15 protein-coding genes are annotated in these 14666 nt (G+C 73.3%); 8 read left to right on the forward strand and 7 right to left on the reverse strand.

Features of this window, described 5'->3' with window-relative positions:
- The first annotated feature begins 36 nt into the window (after positions 1 to 36).
- Entirely contained in the window at positions 37 to 363 is a 327-nt protein-coding gene (gene fdxA, locus ACYVP9_RS01650; RefSeq protein ID WP_460602942.1) for an indolepyruvate ferredoxin oxidoreductase subunit alpha, read from the forward strand.
- Positions 364 to 378: 15 nt separating this feature from the next.
- On the opposite strand, the gene ACYVP9_RS01655 is transcribed toward fdxA, so the two are convergent.
- Both ACYVP9_RS01655 and dapD read right to left on the reverse strand, forming a co-directional pair.
- On the reverse strand, positions 379 to 1227 hold the full coding sequence (locus ACYVP9_RS01655; RefSeq protein WP_460602943.1) for a hypothetical protein: 849 nt from the start codon (positions 1225 to 1227) through the stop codon (positions 379 to 381).
- Between the two features lie 4 nt (positions 1228 to 1231).
- Positions 1232 to 2191: a 2,3,4,5-tetrahydropyridine-2,6-dicarboxylate N-succinyltransferase gene (dapD, locus tag ACYVP9_RS01660; RefSeq protein ID WP_460602944.1), complete on the reverse strand. Its 960-nt coding sequence runs from the start codon at positions 2189 to 2191 to the stop codon at positions 1232 to 1234.
- Positions 2192 to 2323: 132 nt separating this feature from the next.
- Here dapD and dapE point away from each other — a divergent pair, with 132 nt between their 5' ends.
- From dapE to ACYVP9_RS01675, 3 genes are read left to right on the forward strand one after another with little or no spacing between them, the layout of a single operon-like run.
- Entirely contained in the window at positions 2324 to 3391 is a 1068-nt protein-coding gene (dapE, locus tag ACYVP9_RS01665) for a succinyl-diaminopimelate desuccinylase (protein WP_460602945.1), read from the forward strand.
- 18 nt (positions 3392 to 3409) lie between these two features.
- On the forward strand, positions 3410 to 4222 hold the full coding sequence (locus ACYVP9_RS01670) for an LOG family protein (RefSeq protein WP_460602946.1): 813 nt from the start codon (positions 3410 to 3412) through the stop codon (positions 4220 to 4222).
- The gene (locus ACYVP9_RS01675; protein ID WP_460602947.1) at positions 4219 to 4752 is read left to right on the forward strand and encodes an LOG family protein; all 534 of its coding nucleotides are present in this window, start codon (positions 4219 to 4221) and stop codon (positions 4750 to 4752) included. Before ACYVP9_RS01670 ends, ACYVP9_RS01675 begins: the two co-directional genes overlap by 4 nt.
- Here the strand turns inward: ACYVP9_RS01675 and ACYVP9_RS01680 are convergent.
- Positions 4742 to 5479, reverse strand: a complete 738-nt coding sequence (locus tag ACYVP9_RS01680) for an enoyl-CoA hydratase/isomerase family protein (protein WP_460602948.1) — start codon at positions 5477 to 5479, stop codon at positions 4742 to 4744. The genes ACYVP9_RS01675 and ACYVP9_RS01680 overlap by 11 nt on opposite strands.
- Before the next feature lie 43 nt (positions 5480 to 5522).
- On the opposite strand from ACYVP9_RS01680, the gene ACYVP9_RS01685 reads away from it, so the two are divergent.
- The 3 genes from ACYVP9_RS01685 to ACYVP9_RS01695 are packed head-to-tail and all read left to right on the forward strand — an operon-like array spanning position 5523 to position 9591.
- Positions 5523 to 6701 (forward strand): PQQ-dependent sugar dehydrogenase, encoded by a 1179-nt coding sequence (locus ACYVP9_RS01685; protein WP_460602949.1) that lies wholly within the window; start codon positions 5523 to 5525, stop codon positions 6699 to 6701.
- Between the two features lie 31 nt (positions 6702 to 6732).
- Entirely contained in the window at positions 6733 to 8148 is a 1416-nt protein-coding gene (locus ACYVP9_RS01690) for a M1 family metallopeptidase (protein WP_460602950.1), read from the forward strand.
- Between the two features lie 24 nt (positions 8149 to 8172).
- Positions 8173 to 9591, forward strand: a complete 1419-nt coding sequence (locus ACYVP9_RS01695) for a M1 family metallopeptidase (protein ID WP_460602951.1) — start codon at positions 8173 to 8175, stop codon at positions 9589 to 9591.
- 18 nt (positions 9592 to 9609) lie between these two features.
- Here ACYVP9_RS01695 and ACYVP9_RS01700 read toward each other — a convergent pair whose 3' ends face one another.
- Positions 9610 to 9825: a hypothetical protein gene (locus tag ACYVP9_RS01700; RefSeq protein ID WP_460602952.1), complete on the reverse strand. Its 216-nt coding sequence runs from the start codon at positions 9823 to 9825 to the stop codon at positions 9610 to 9612.
- 95 nt (positions 9826 to 9920) lie between these two features.
- Between ACYVP9_RS01700 and ACYVP9_RS01705 the strand changes: the two genes are divergently transcribed.
- Positions 9921 to 11834: a radical SAM family protein gene (locus ACYVP9_RS01705; protein WP_460602953.1), complete on the forward strand. Its 1914-nt coding sequence runs from the start codon at positions 9921 to 9923 to the stop codon at positions 11832 to 11834.
- Between the two features lie 495 nt (positions 11835 to 12329).
- Here ACYVP9_RS01705 and ACYVP9_RS01710 read toward each other — a convergent pair whose 3' ends face one another.
- Genes ACYVP9_RS01710 through ACYVP9_RS01720 form a run of 3 tightly spaced genes read right to left on the reverse strand, consistent with a single transcriptional unit; the run spans position 12330 to position 14457 of the window.
- Positions 12330 to 12668, reverse strand: a complete 339-nt coding sequence (locus tag ACYVP9_RS01710; protein WP_460602954.1) for a hypothetical protein — start codon at positions 12666 to 12668, stop codon at positions 12330 to 12332.
- On the reverse strand, positions 12665 to 13495 hold the full coding sequence (locus ACYVP9_RS01715; RefSeq protein WP_460602955.1) for an MbnB/TglH/ChrH family RiPP precursor modification enzyme: 831 nt from the start codon (positions 13493 to 13495) through the stop codon (positions 12665 to 12667). The genes ACYVP9_RS01710 and ACYVP9_RS01715 overlap by 4 nt, the downstream gene beginning before the upstream one ends.
- Positions 13492 to 14457: a DUF2207 domain-containing protein gene (locus tag ACYVP9_RS01720; RefSeq protein WP_460602956.1), complete on the reverse strand. Its 966-nt coding sequence runs from the start codon at positions 14455 to 14457 to the stop codon at positions 13492 to 13494. Before ACYVP9_RS01720 ends, ACYVP9_RS01715 begins: the two co-directional genes overlap by 4 nt.
- Positions 14458 to 14666: the final 209 nt, after the last annotated feature.

Genomic DNA, 14666 nt, shown 5'->3' on the forward strand with positions numbered 1-14666 from the left:
CGCTCGATGACCCGCCCCACCCCGGAAGGACGCGCAGTGACCTACGTGATCGCGGAGCCGTGTGTCGATCTGCTCGACAAGGCCTGCATCGAGGAATGTCCGGTCGACTGCATCTACGAGGGCGACCGGATGCTCTACATCCACCCCGACGAGTGCGTCGACTGCGGCGCGTGCGAGCCGGTGTGCCCGGTCGAGGCGATCTTCTACGAGGACGACCTGCCCGACAAGTGGCGTGACTACACCAAGGCCAACGTCGACTTCTTCGACGACCTGGGCTCGCCGGGCGGTGCCGCGAAGACCGGCAAGACCAGCCACGACCCGCAGTGGATCAAGGACCTTCCGCCCGTCGAGCACGACGAGTAGGTCGCACGCCCGGCGTCAGGTGGTCGCCATCGTGGCGACCACCGCGCCGCGTGCCGCGGACGCCGACTTCTGCCAGCCGTCCGCCCGGCTCCACCGCTGCCCGGCGTAGGCGACCGTGTCGATGCCGAGCCGATCGGCGTTCGCGATGAACCATGCGGTCGTCTGCCATCCGGCGCCCGGCGCCCGGACCTCGCGCTCGCCGCTCGCGACAGGGGTGTCGATGCCGAGTTCGGACGACGCCTGCCGTGCCACGGTCGACGCGGACGCCACCTCGCTCGGCGCCTCGAAGTCGCACGTGATGCCCTTCGGGGTGCCGGCGCCCAGTCGCCCCGACAGCGCGGCGGCCATCGCACGGGCCTGCGGTTCGTGCTGGGCGTAGAGGCTGCCGTCGGCCGAGATCTGCACCGCCTGGATCGCCTCGGCGGCAGGCATGCGCTGCCAGCCGCGGATCTTGACGAGCGCGTCGAGGAACTCGGTGGTGGCGCGGCCGACGTCGGTGAGCGCCTCGGCGCTGCCGCCGCCCCAGCCCTGCGACGGTCGCTGCTGCAGCACACCGACCGAGTCGCGATCGCCCTGCCCGGGCGGGATGTTGCGCAGCTTCGACTCCTGCATCGCCGCCGCGAGCACCAGCACCTGGGCGCGGGCGGGCAGCGACCGCGGGTACCTCGTGACGGCGGCGATCATGGTCGCCGCGACGCTCGCCTGCCCGGGGTCGACCTCGTAGGCGCCGAACGTGCAGGTGTCGGACGCGAAGGGCGACGACCCGTCACCGACCAGCACGCGGTAGACGGCGACCGCGGCGACGACCACGACGGCGACGGCGAACGCCGTCACCAGGGCCGTCGCCCGTCGGGTCAGCGCCATCGCGTCAGTTCGCGTGCAGGGCGTCGTTCAACGCGACGGTGACGCCGCTGCGCGGGCGCGCCTCGAGGGCGCCCGTCACGCTGTTGCGCCAGTACTGCAGGCCGGACGAGCCGCTGAGCGCACCCGCCTTGACGGTGGTGCCGTCGTGCATGGTGATCTTCGAGCCCGCGGTGATGTACGTGCCGGCCTCGACGACGCAGTCGTCGCCCAGGGAGATGCCGATGCCGGCGTTGGCGCCGATGAGGCAACGCTCGCCCACGCGGACGACCTCCTTGCCGCCGCCCGAGAGCGTCCCCATGATCGAGGCGCCGCCCCCGACGTCGGAGCCGGCGCCGACCACCACGCCGGCGGAGATGCGGCCCTCGACCATCGAGGCACCGAGCGTGCCGGCGTTGTAGTTGACGAAGCCCTCGTGCATGACCGTCGTGCCGACGGCGAGGTGGGCGCCCAGGCGAACCCGGTCGGCGTCGGCGATGCGGACGCCCGTCGGCGCGACGTAGTCGACCATGCGCGGGAACTTGTCGATGCCGAGCACGTGCACCGGGCCCTTGCGGCGCAGCGCCATGCGGATGCGGTCGAACCCGTCGACGGCGCACGGGCCGAGGCTGGTCCAGACGACGTTGGCGAGCAGGCCGAAGATGCCGTCGAGGTTCACGCCGTGCGGCTGGACGAGCCGGTGGGACAGCAGGTGAAGCCTCAGGTAGACGTCGATGGCGTCGACGGGCGGAGCGTCCAGATCGGCGGCGGCCACGGCGACGTCCAGGCGGACGTTGCGGTCGTTCGCCGACTCCTGGCTGCCGGTCAGGGACAACAGCTCGTGGGGCGCCGCGGCCGCGGCGGGCTGCTCGCCCAGCGCGGGCTCAGGGAACCAGCAGTCGAGCACGGCGCCCGCGTCCGGCCCGGAGGCGACGCGGGTGGCCAGGCCGTAGCCCCAGGCCGAGCGGGAGGAGGTCTCGTCAGGCACGGCGCAACCCTAACGAGCCTGCCTGAGCCGACCCACCTCCGCCTTCCCGGCCCGATCGGCTGCCGACACGCCGTGCGCGCGCAGCCGATCCGGCCGGGAAGGCGGGGAGGGTGGTGGGTAGCGTCCGCTGACGTGCTGGACCTCGCCACGGACGCAGCCCTGCTCACCGCGCAGCTCGTCGACGTCGAGTCGGTCTCGGGGGACGAGGCGCACCTCGCCGACCTGGTCGAGACGGCGCTGCGCGGGCTCGACCACCTCGCCGTCGAGCGCGACGGCAACCTGGTGATCGCCCGAACCGACCTCGGACGCGACCGCCGCGTCGTGCTCGCCGGTCACCTCGACACCGTGCCGATCGCGGACAACGTGCCGTCGCGGCGCGAGGGCGACACGCTGTACGGCTGCGGCACGAGCGACATGAAGTCGGGCGTGGCGGTGATGCTGCGGGTCGCGCACCTCGTCGGCACCGGCGCGCTCGATCCGACGTGCGACCTGACCTGGATCCTCTACGACTGCGAGGAGGTCGAGGCGGCGCGCAACGGCCTCGGCCGCCTGGCGCGCGAGCGTCCCGAGGCGCTCGCCGGTGATCTCGCGATCCTGCTCGAACCCACCGAGGGCACCGTCGAGGGCGGCTGCCAGGGCACGCTGCGGGTCGTCGTCCGGCTGCAGGGCACCCGCGCCCACAGCGCCCGATCGTGGCTGGGCGACAACGCGATCCATGCCGCCGCCCCAGTGCTCGCCCGCCTCGCCGCCTACGAGGGACGCATCGTCGACGTCGACGGCCTCACCTACCGCGAGGGGCTCAACGCCGTCGCCGTCACCGGCGGCGTCGCGGGCAACGTCATCCCCGACGAGTGCGCCGTCACCGTCAACCACCGCTTCGCCCCCGACCGCAGCGAGGCGGACGCCCTCGCCCACGTGCGCGACGTCTTCAGCGGCTTCGAGCTCGAGCTCACCGACACCGCCCCCGCCGCCCGTCCGGGACTCGACACCGCGATCGCCGCCGAGTTCGTGACCGCCGTCGGCGCGGAGGCCCGCGCGAAGTACGGCTGGACGGACGTCGCCCGCTTCGGCGCCCTCGGGGTGCCCGCGCTGAACTTCGGCCCGGGCGACCCGAACCTCGCGCACACCCGCGACGAGCACGCCTCGGTGACCCGCATCCTCGCCGCCGAGGACGCCCTGGTGCGCTTTCTCTCCGCCTGATCGCTAGCGTCGGCGGGTGTGAACCCCGAGAGCCGGAAACTGCACCAGCGCGGCCCCGTCATCCTGCGCCGCGCCCAGATCGCCGCGGGCGGGGCCGGTACCACCGACCAGCGGCTGCTCGACTCGCGCGGCCCGTCCGACTGGGTGCACACCGACCCGTGGCGGGTGCAGCGCATCACGGCCGAGTTCGTCGAGGGCTTCGGCCTGCTCGCCGAGCTCGGGGCGGCCGTGTCGGTCTTCGGGTCCGCCCGCACGCCGGTCGACCATCCCGAGTACGAGACCACCCGCCGTCTCGGGGCCGCGCTGGCCGAGGCCGGGTTCGCCGTCATCACCGGCGGCGGTCCCGGGGCGATGGAGGCCGCGAACCGGGGTGCGTCCGAGGCCGGGGGAGTGTCGGTCGGGCTCGGCATCGAGTTGCCCTTCGAACAGGGCCTCAACGACTGGGTCGACCTCGGCATCAACTTCCGCTACTTCTTCGCGCGCAAGACGATGTTCGTCAAGTACGCCCAGGCGTTCGTGATCATGCCCGGCGGCTTCGGCACCCTGGACGAGACGTTCGAGGCGCTGACGCTCGTGCAGACCCGCAAGGTCACCCGCTTCCCGGTGGTCCTGTTCGGCACCGAGTACTGGCAGGGCCTGATCGACTGGCTGCGCGGGTCGGTGATGGCAGCGGGCAAGGTGGGCGGGGCCGACCTCGACCTGGTGCATCTCACCGACGACGTCGACGAGGCGGTGCGCTGGATCGTCGAGGCCGAGCAGGCGCGGTCCGAGACCGCGGTGGCCGAGGACGCCGTCGCGCAGCAGGCGGACCGGGGCCACGACGGCCAGTGAACATCTGCGTCTACTGCGCGTCCTCCGAGTCGATCGGAAAGTCCTACCGAGAGCTGGCCGTCGAGGTCGGCGCGCGCATCGCCGCCGACGGGCACGCGCTCGTCTCGGGCGGCGGACGGGTCTCGATGATGGGCGACGTCGCGCGCGCCGCCCGGGCCGGCGGCGCCCACACGACCGGCGTGATCCCCACCCGCCTCGTCGACCTCGAGGTCGCCGACACCGAGGCGGACGAGCTCGTCGTCGTCGACACGATGCGCGAGCGCAAGCGCGTCATGGACGAGCGCAGCGACGCGTTCCTCGCCCTGCCCGGCGGGCTCGGCACCTTCGAGGAGCTGTTCGAGGCGTGGACGTCGCGCTCGCTCGACATGCACCGCAAGCCGGTCGTCGTGCTCGACCCGGACGGGTTCTACGACCCGCTGTGGGCGTGGCTGGACGACCTGCGGGGCAAGGGGTTCGTCCGCCAGGCCGCGCTGGACACGCTGCACCGCGCGGCCACCGTCGACGCGGCGTTCGCCGCCCTCACAGGCTGACGGACCCGCGCGGCAGTCCGGCGCCGTGCTGCTGGAAGCGCAGCAGCTGCTCGTTCTCGTAGGCGATGCGGGCGGCCGACCCGTCGAGCTCGCGGAACATCTGCTTGAGCACGCGCACCCCGCCGGGGTGCTGGGCGACGATCGCGTCCGCCAGCGCGAGCGCGGCCGCCTCGGCGCCGGCGGCGGGCACGACCTCGCGGGCCAGCCCGAGGGCCACCGCCTCGCCCGCGGTCACCACCCGTCCGGTCAGGACGAGGTCCTTCGCGCGCGAGACGCCCAGCAGCGGGGTGAGCCGCGCGGGACCCACCGGCACGCCGAGTCGCGCTCCCGCCCAGGCGAGGTGAAGGTTGTCGCCGACGACCCGCAGGTCGGCACCGGCGACCAGCTCCGCGCCGGCGCCGACGCAGTTGCCGACGCAGACGGCGATCGAGGGCACCGGCAACTCGTCCAGCGCGGCGTACAGGCGGGTGAACGCGGCCATGCGTGCCACTCCGCCGGCGTCGTCGAGCTGCTCGCCGACGTCGGCGCCGGCGCACAGGGCGCGGGTCGACGTCGTCGACAGCACGACCGCGCGCAGGTCGTCGTCCGCGGCGAGGGCCGCGAGCGTGTCGTTCAGCGTCGCCAGCGACGCCGAGTCGAGGGCGTTGCGCTTGCCGGGACGGTTCAGCCGCACCACGGCCACCGCGCCGCCGGACGTGCGCTCGAGCAGGATCGGGTCGTCGCTCACGGTTCAGAAGTCCAGCACATGGGCGGTGCCTACCGTCGGGGGCATGAGGTTCCGCGTCTGCGCAGTGATCGCCGCGGGCACGGTCGCGGTGCTCACCGCGTCGTGCTCGTCCGACGGCGGCGGTGATCCCCCTACCTCCGGCCCGGCGGGGAGCCAGGTCCCGGCGACGAGCGCGGCACCGGCCACGAGCAGCGCCCCGTCCGCGAGCAGTTCCGTCCGCCCGTCCGCGACAGCCGACGCCGCGCTGCGCGCCGGAACGCCGGAGGTGCTCGCCGACGGCCTCGAGGTGCCGTGGGGCGTGGCCTTCCTGCCGGACGGCAGCGCGCTCGTCAGCGAGCGCGACACCCACGAGATCGTCCGCGTGACGGCGGACGGCGACACCGACGGCATCGGCTCCGTGCCTGGTGTCGGGGGCGGGGGCGAGGGCGGTCTGCTGGGGCTGGCGGTGTCGCCCCGCTTCGCGAGCGACCGCACCGTCTTCGCCTACTACACGACCGATCGCGACAACCGCGTCGTGCGCTTCCGGTACGTGGACGGCCGGTCGAGCGGGTTCACGCCGATCATCACCGGCATCCCGGCCAGTGGCATCCACAACGGCGGGCGCATCCAGTTCGGTCCCGACGGCCACCTCTACGTCACCGCCGGCGACGCCTCGCAGCCCGAGCGTGCGCCCGACGACGGCTACCTCGGCGGCAAGGTGCTGCGCATGACGGCGGACGGCAAGCCCGCCCCGGGCAACCCCGACCCGTCGTCCGTCGTGTTCACGAAGGGCCACCGCAACCCGCAGGGCATCGCGTTCGCCCCGGACGGCGCGCTCTACGAGGCCGAGTTCGGCCAGAACACCGAGGACGAGGTGAACCTGCTGCGCGCCGGCGCCGACTACGGCTGGCCGGCGATCGAGGGCGATGTCGGATCGGGCTCGGGCAAGACCGCTCCGCTCGCCACGTTCAGCACCTCGGACGCGTCCCCGTCCGGCCTCGCCTACGCCGGACGGGCGCTGTGGATGGCCGGCCTCGGCGGCGAGAAGCTGTTCCGCATCCCCGTGACCGCGCGCGGCAAGGTCGGCCAGCCGCAGACGCTGCTCGACGGCGACTACGGACGGCTGCGCACCGTGGTCGTCGCGCCCGACGGGGCGCTGTGGGTGACGACGTCCAACCGGGACGGCCGCGGCAGCCCTCGCGACGGCGACGACAAGATCATCCGGATCCCGCTCGAGCGGTGATCCGGGTCGGGGCGCCGTGGGAGCATGCGCCATGCGGACTTCCCGGCTCGCCGTTCTCGCCGCCTGCGCCCTGCTGACCGTGTCACTGGCGCAGGGATCGGCAGGCGCCCGCGCGGCCGCCCCGGCGCCCGGCGGCTCGAGCGCGGGCGACCCGTACTTCCCGCGGCAGGGCAACACCGGCTACGGGGTCTACACCTACGACCTGGCGTTCACCTACCGGCAGAACCCGAAGCGCATCAAGGGACGCGCGGTCATCTACGCCCGGGCGAAGCAGTCGCTGTCGCGCTTCACCCTCGACCTGCGCCGGAACATGGTCGTGTCCGCGATCAGTGTGAACGGCGCGAAGGCGCGGTGGAGCCGGCCGTCGGGCAACCCGCAGGACCTGTTCGTCCGCCCCGCCCGGGCGCTGCCGGCGAATCGCAACTTCACCGTCATCGTGCGCTACGGCGGCCGTGCCACGGCGCTGCGCGACCCGAACGGTTCGCTCGACGGCATGGTCAGCACCGCGGACGGCGTCGTGGTCGTCGCCGAGCCCCAGGGCGCGCCCACCTGGTTCCCCGTCAACGACACCCCGCGCGACAAGGCGACCTACCGCGTGTCGGTCACCGCGCCCCGAGGCCTGGTCGCCGTGTCGAACGGCGTGTTCGACGGCGTCCGCACCGGCACGTACTTCCGCACCTGGAAGTGGCGGCAGTCGCAGCCGATCTCGAGCTACCTTGCGACCGTCGCGATCGGCAGGTTCGCCGTCCGCACCGGCAAGTCCGCCGGCGGCATCCCCTACTTCAACGCCGCCGACCCCACCCAGCGCGGCGGCCTGAGCGTGCTCGCGCAGACGCCGCGCGTCGTCGACTACTTCTCGCGCGTGTTCGGCAAGTACCCCTTCGGGGCGACCGGCGGCATCGTCGAGAACGCGAACTTCCTCGGCTACTCGCTCGAGACCGCGTCCCGTCCGGTGTACGACCGCGCACCGAGCATCGGGACGCTGTCGCACGAACTCGCGCACCAGTGGTTCGGCGACTCGGTGACCCTCGAGCGGTGGCGTGACATCTGGCTCAACGAGGGCTTCGCGCAGTGGGCCTCGTGGCTGTGGGACGAGCACCGCGGCGCCATGACCGCGCGGCAGCACCTGTACCGGGTGCTGTCCGTCCCGGCCTCGAACACCGGGTTCTGGAACCCGCCGCCCGCCGCCCCCGGGGGCCCGCGGACGCTGTTCGCGGGTTCGGTCTACGACCGCGGCGCCGCGTGCCTGCAGGCGCTGCGGCAGAAGGTGGGCAACACGGTCTTCGTCCGCATCCTGCGCACCTGGACCGCCGCGCACCGCCACGGCAATGCCCGCGTCGGGCAACTCGTGGCGCACGCCGAGAAGATCTCCGGCCGCACGCTGAACGTCTTCTTCCACGAGTGGCTCTACCGTTCGGGCAAACCGCGCTACGCCTACCGCGGTTAGGTGGGATTTGGCACGATCGTCCCCATGAGTTCGCTGCGAAGGACCGCCGGGACGATCGCGCTCGCCGCATTGACGACGCTGGGCGTCGCGGGGACGGCCGCCACCAGTGCAGCCGCCCCCACGGGTTCACCCGGATCGGCGGGCGGCGGCGACCCGTACTTCCCCCGCGCCGGCAACGGCGGCTACGACGTGTCGCACTACGTGGTGCACATCGGCTACCTGCCGGCGACCAAGCATCTGGGGGGACGGGCGTTGGTCACCGCCCGCGCCACCCAGGCGCTGTCGCGCTTCGACCTGGACCTGCGCCGCAACCTGCGCGTCTCGGCGGTGACGGTGAACGGCGCCAAGGCCCGGTTCGCCCAGCCCGCGGCCCAGGTGCAGGAACTCGTGGTCACCCCGCGACGCACCATCGCGAAGGGCAGCACCTTCCGCGTGCACGTCACCTACGCGGGGACCGCGAAGCCGGTGTACGACCCGGACGGCGCGATCGACGGGTTCATCCCGTCCGACGACGGCGCGCTCGTCGCGAGCGAGCCGCAGGGGGCGCCGACCTGGTTCCCCGTGAACGACACCCCGCGCGACAAGGCGACCTATCAGGTGTCGATCACGGTGCCCAAGGGCCTCACCGCCGTGTCGAACGGCGCGCTGAAGTCGCACACGACCAAGGGCAACCGCACTACGTGGGCCTGGAAGCTGTCGCGGCCGGCGTCGCCGTACCTCATCACCGCCTGCATCGGCGTCTTCCGGGTGTCGCAGGGCCGCGCCGCCGGGGTGCCGTACTTCGTGGCCGTCGACCCGTCCCAGGCGAAGGCCGCCGCGCCGGTCGTCGCGAAGCTGCCGGCCGTCATCAGCTACTTCAGCCGCGTGTACGGCGCCTACCCGTGGGGGACCACCGGCGTGATCGTCGACGACAAGGCGATCGGATACGCCCTCGAGACGGTCACACGTCCGGTGTTCGACAGCGCCCCGGACGTCGACACCCTCGCCCACGAACTGGCCCACCAGTGGTACGGCGACGACGTCACGCTGTCGCGCTGGCGCGACATCTGGCTCAACGAGGGCTTCGCGGAGTTCTCGACCTGGCTGTGGCAGCAGCACACGGGTGGGCCGACGACGCTGAAGCACCTGAAGTCGCTGCTCGCGCGGCCCGCGTCCGACAAGGTCTGGTCGCCCGCGCCGGGCAACCCCGGAGCGGCGAAGAACATCTTCGCGGGCTCGGTCTACACCCGGGGTGCGGGCGCCCTCGCCGCCCTGCGCAACAAGCTCGGCGACAAGGTCTTCTTCGCGATCATGCGCGGCTGGCTGAAACAGCACGCCTACGGCAACGCCACCGTCGAGCAGTTCACGGCCTACGCCGAGAAGGTCGCCCGCAGGGACCTCACGACGTTCTTCCACGAGTGGCTCTACCGCGACGCCAAGCCCCGCCCGGGGTACCGGGCCTGACGGACCGCGGTGGGCTCGTCACCGGTTGCGCGGGTGGTGCCGCGCCTGCCGTTCGTTGCCGCGCTTGTAGTTGCCCGTCACCCGGGCCATGAGCTGTTGCGGATCGGTGCGGTCGACCTCGGCGAGGAAGGCGCGGGCGCGGTCGCCCCGCAGGACGGTCGCGGGACGTCCGTGGTGGCTGATCACGACGTCGTCGCCGCGCACGCGGTACTCGAACTGCTCGGCCCGGCCCACGGACGTCAGTCTGCCGCCCGGTGGTGAGGTCGGCGCGGGGTGAGGGCCGCTCGACGGGTCGAGTCGGCGGCGACGGGGCCGTAGAGTCGTCGGGCGTGTCCGTCGAGTCCCTTTTCCCGCTGCTCGAACCCCTGCTGCCCCGCGTGACCAAGCCGATCCAGTACGTCGGCGGCGAGCTCAACGCGCGCACCAAGGAGTGGGACGCCGTCGACGTCCACTGGGCGCTCATGTACCCCGACGCGTACGAGGTCGGACTGCCCAACCAGGGCGTCCAGATCCTGTACGAGGTCCTCAACGAGCGCGACGACGCGCTCGCCGAGCGCACGTACGCGGTGTGGCCCGACCTCGAGGCGCTCATGCGCGAGCACGGCATCGGTCAGTTCACCGTCGACGCGCACCGTCCGGTCGCCGCGTTCGACCTGCTGGGCGTCTCGTTCTCGACCGAGCTCGGCTACACCAACCTGCTCACCGCGCTCGACCTCGCCGGCGTGCCGCTGTACGCCCGCGACCGCGACGAGACCCACCCGGTCGTCGTCGCCGGCGGCCACGCGGCGTTCAACCCCGAGCCGGTCGCCGATTTCGTCGACGTCGCGGTGCTCGGTGACGGCGAGCAGGCCGTCGGCACGATCACCGAGGTCGTGAAGACCTGGAAGCAGCAGGGCCGGCCGGGCGGACGGGACGAGCTGCTGCTGCGCCTCGCCGCCACCGGCGGCGTGTACGTGCCGCGCTTCTACGACGTCACCTACCTGCCGGACGGCCGCATCGAGGCGGTGACGCCGAACCGCGAGGGCGTGCCCGAGCGCGTCTCGAAGCACACCGTCATGGACCTCGACGAGTGGCCGTACCCGAAGACGCCGCTGGTGCCGCTGGCCGAGTCGGTGCACGAGCGCATGAGCGTCGAGATCTTCCGGGGCTGCACCCGCGGTTGCCGGTTCTGCCAGGCCGGCATGATCACCCGTCCGGTGCGCGAGCGCAGCATCGACGGCATCGGCGAGATGGTGCGCAACGGCCTCGCCGCCACCGGCTTCGAGGAGGTCGGACTGCTGTCGCTCAGCTCCGCCGACCACAGCGAGATCGCGCCGCTGGCCAAGCAGCTCGCCGACCGCTACGCCGACGAGAAGGTCGGGCTGTCGTTGCCGTCGACCCGCGTCGACGCGTTCAACATCGATCTCGCGAACGAGTTCAGCCGCAACGGCCGCCGTTCGGGGCTCACCTTCGCGCCCGAGGGCGGGTCGGAGCGGTTGCGCCGCGTCATCAACAAGATGGTCAGCAAGGACGACCTGATCCGCACCGTCTCGACGGCCTACGGGCAGGGGTGGCGACAGGTGAAGTTGTACTTCATGTGCGGCCTGCCCACCGAGACCGACGACGACGTGCTCGAGATCGCCGAGATGGCGCACGACGTCATCCGCGCGGGCCGCGAGGCGGCGGGCCACAAGGACATCCGCTGCACCGTCTCGATCGGCGGATTCGTACCCAAGCCGCACACGCCGTTCCAGTGGGCCGCGCAGGCCTCGCCCGAGGTGGTCGACGCCCGGCTGAAGAAGCTGCGCGAGGCCATCAACTCCAACAAGTCGCTGGGCCGCAACGTGGGCATGCGCTACCACGACGGCGAACCGTCGATGGTCGAAGGGTTGCTGTCACGCGGCGACCGTCGCGTCGGTGCCGTGATCGAGGCCGTGTGGCGGGCCGGCGGACGGTTCGACGGCTGGTCCGAGCACTTCTCCTACCAGCGCTGGGTCGACGCGTGCGCCGAGGTCGGCATCGACCTCGACTGGTACACGACCCGCGAGCGGGACGCCGACGAGGTGCTGCCCTGGGACCACCTCGATTCCGGGCTCGACAAGCAGTGGCTCTGGGACGACTGGCAGGACGCGCTCGAGGAGTTCGAGCAGGACGACTGCCGGTGGACGCCGTGCTTCGACTGCGGTGTCTGTCCCAACCTGGGCACCGACATCCAGGTCGGGCCGACCGGCCGGTCCCTGCTGCCGCTGGCCACCAAGGCCTGACCCCGGGACCGGCGTCCCGGCCCGGCTTTCAACGACGGGCCGGGCCGCCCCCGTCCGTCCGCCCCCGTCCGTCCGCCCCCGTCCGTCCGCCCCCGTCCGTCCGCCCCCGTCCGTCCGCCCCCGTCCGTCCGCCCCCGTCCGTCCCGTCCGCCCCCGTCCCGTCCGCTCCCGTCCGGTGCGCTCGGCCCCATCCCGGCGCCGCGGATCGCCTCCCACAGCGGCGCTGTCATGGGGCCCAGTTCGGCGACAGCGGCGCTGCCATGGGGCCAGGCCGCCCTGCCGCCCGCTCGGACTCGTGCCGGTGCGCTCGGCCCCATCCGGGCGCCGCGGATCGGCTCCGACAGCGGCGCTGCCGTGGGGCCAGGCCGCCCTGCCGCCCGCTCGGACTCGTGCCGGTGCGCTCGGCCCCATCCGGGCGCCGCGGATCGGCTCCGACAGCGGCGCTGTCATGGGGCCTGGCGCGGCGACAGCGGCGCTGCCATGGGGCCAGGCCGCTCAGCGACGGCGCAGGCCGAGCCGCCGGCGGGGTTCGAGGCGGCGCAGCTCGTCCCGCGCGGCGGGGCCGAGGCGTCCGGCGTCCTGCTCGCCGCGCGCGAACGCGAGGCCGTCGGCGAACGACGACTCCTTGGGGCGGCCGTCGGCCCACGCGACGAATCGGTCGCGGACGGCGGGGTCGCCCAGCAGCACCGGCCAGTGCCACGCCACCTCGGACGCTCTTTTGCGCAGCAATGCGCGAAGGGCGACCTCGACCCGGTCGGCGTCGGTGCCGGCCGGGGGTGGCCCACCGGCGACGAGCGCGCGGACGAGTTGCTCCTGCTGCTCGCGCAGGTTCATGCGACCACCCGCCCCCGTGCGGCCGCGGCGATCGCGTCGAGCTCCGCGCGCAGCACCGGCTCGGGCGGGTAGGCGCCGTCGCGTTCGAGCAGCCAGGCCAGGTCACCCACCCGGGACGCGAGGTGCGCCACCAGCTCCAGCACCGGTTCGGCGACGGGTGCCGTGTGCGAGTCGTGGTACAGCCCGGCTTCCACCCGACCGCCGGCCACGTGGCAGTAGGCGATGCGCTCGTGGGGGTACGCGTCGAGGTCGGCGTACGGGTCGCGCCCGGCGTTGACCGCATTGGCGTACACGTTGGCGACGTCGAGCAGCAGCAGCGCGTCCGTCCGCTCGAGGATCTCGGTGACGAACTGCGCCTCGGTGTACTCGGCGCCGTCCCACTCGACGAGGGCCGCGATCGGTTCGAGCGCGAGCGGCACCGGGAGCCCGTCCTGGGTACGGCGCACGTTGCGCACCACCGCCTCGACCGCCTCGCGCGTGCGTGGCAGCGGCACCAGGTGACCGGCCTCGAGCCCGCCCGCCCGCACGAACGCGATGTGCTCGCTGACCAGCGGTGCCCCGAGCCGATGAGCGCAGTCGGCCAGGTGCGCGACCCGGTGTTCGTCGACGGGGTCGACGCCGCCGAGCGAGAGCGCCACTCCGTGCGGAACGACGGGCAGTCCCCGGGCGCGCAGCGCCGCGAGCGGGCCGGGCAGCTCGTGCCCGCACAGCGACTCGGCGACCACCTCGCCGAACGCGAGGTCGGGCAGCCGGGCGATCATCCCCGCGATCTGCGGACGCCAGCCGATGCCGACCCCCGCGGGCAGGCGGCGCGGTGCGGTGCTCATCCGCCGCACCCCCCGCCGCCACAGCCGCCGCCCCCACCGCAACTGCCCCCGCCACAGTTGCTGCCGCTCCCGCAGCTGCTGCCGCCACCGGAGCTGTTCCCGCCGCCGGACCACGCGGACGACTGCGCCGCGGCGGCGTGCTCGACCTCGCGGGCGTCGACGGCGTCGGCGAACGCCGGGTCGGCCGTCATGACGACGATGCCGCCGAACAACGCGGTCGCCAGCACGACGGACGGTCCGCCGTAGGCGTCCCACGCCGGCCGCAACCGGGGGGACAGGTGGTCGTGCTGCGAGCGCAACGTCTGCACGGCGATGCGCCCGCGGGCCGTCCAGGTCGGGCGGGACAACCCCACGACGACGGCGATCTGCGCCGCCGCCGCGAGAAGGACGAAGCCCACCAGGAACCCGACCGGCCGGTGGTGCTCGGACCCGGCCGCGATGCGGACGCCGCCGAACGCCACCAGCGCGGCTCCGAGCAGGCAGGCGGCGACGACCCGGCGCCGGGACGGCGGCCGGGTGACCAGGCCGTCGTCCGCCAGTTCGGCGCGGCACGCCGCCAGCGCGGCGACGACGGACGGCTGCGCTGCGAGGGTTCGGGGCCGGACCCGTCCGCCCGGCGACGTCGGCAGCGCCCGCCAGACGGCGAGCGTCACGGGATCGAGCAGCGAGGTGGGCTTGCTCAGGCCCACCGGCTCGCGGCGGGTGCCGTCGACGGCCACGAGCTCGAGCCGGCGCAGGTCGGCGAGCGCGACGGTGACCGCGAGGGACGGCCCCCCGCCGAGCAGCCCGAGCTGCACCGGGCCGATGTCGTCGTAGCGGCGCTTCGCGCGCGGCCGGGACGTGCGGCCGCGGTTCAGCAGCAGGGCGCTGCCGCCGATGACGACGATCGTCGTGATCGAGTAGAGGCCGAGGAACGCGGGGCCGGTGAGCCCCCAGGTCGGCGAGGCCAGAGCGAGATCCATGATCGACACACTCCTTCGGACCGGGCCGGTGACAACCGGCCGGGTGGGAAGGGATCGGCGCTGATCCCGGGTGACGGCGCGAGCCTGGTTCCTGGTGCTGCCCTCTCCTGATCGTCTGTCGTACGGACGGGACGCCACGATTCGCGTCGTCATCGGCAGTGTCGGCTGCGAAATCCGTCGTGGTCAAGGGGGAGTTCGGGGCGGTTCGC

The organism is Jatrophihabitans fulvus (assembly GCF_054781375.1).

Bases quoted from the DNA above. Each gene is read 5' to 3' on its own strand.
- ACYVP9_RS01655 (WP_460602943.1), bottom strand. From the start codon at position 1,227: ATGGCGCTGACCCGACGGGCGACGGCCCTGGTGACGGCGTTCGCCGTC.
- ACYVP9_RS01685 (WP_460602949.1), top strand. From the start codon at position 5,523: ATGAGGTTCCGCGTCTGCGCAGTGATCGCCGCGGGCACGGTCGCGGTG.
- ACYVP9_RS01690 (WP_460602950.1), top strand. From the start codon at position 6,733: ATGCGGACTTCCCGGCTCGCCGTTCTCGCCGCCTGCGCCCTGCTGACC.
- ACYVP9_RS01695 (WP_460602951.1), top strand. From the start codon at position 8,173: ATGAGTTCGCTGCGAAGGACCGCCGGGACGATCGCGCTCGCCGCATTG.
- ACYVP9_RS01710 (WP_460602954.1), bottom strand. From the start codon at position 12,668: ATGAACCTGCGCGAGCAGCAGGAGCAACTCGTCCGCGCGCTCGTCGCC.
- ACYVP9_RS01715 (WP_460602955.1), bottom strand. From the start codon at position 13,495: ATGAGCACCGCACCGCGCCGCCTGCCCGCGGGGGTCGGCATCGGCTGG.
- ACYVP9_RS01720 (WP_460602956.1), bottom strand. From the start codon at position 14,457: ATGGATCTCGCTCTGGCCTCGCCGACCTGGGGGCTCACCGGCCCCGCG.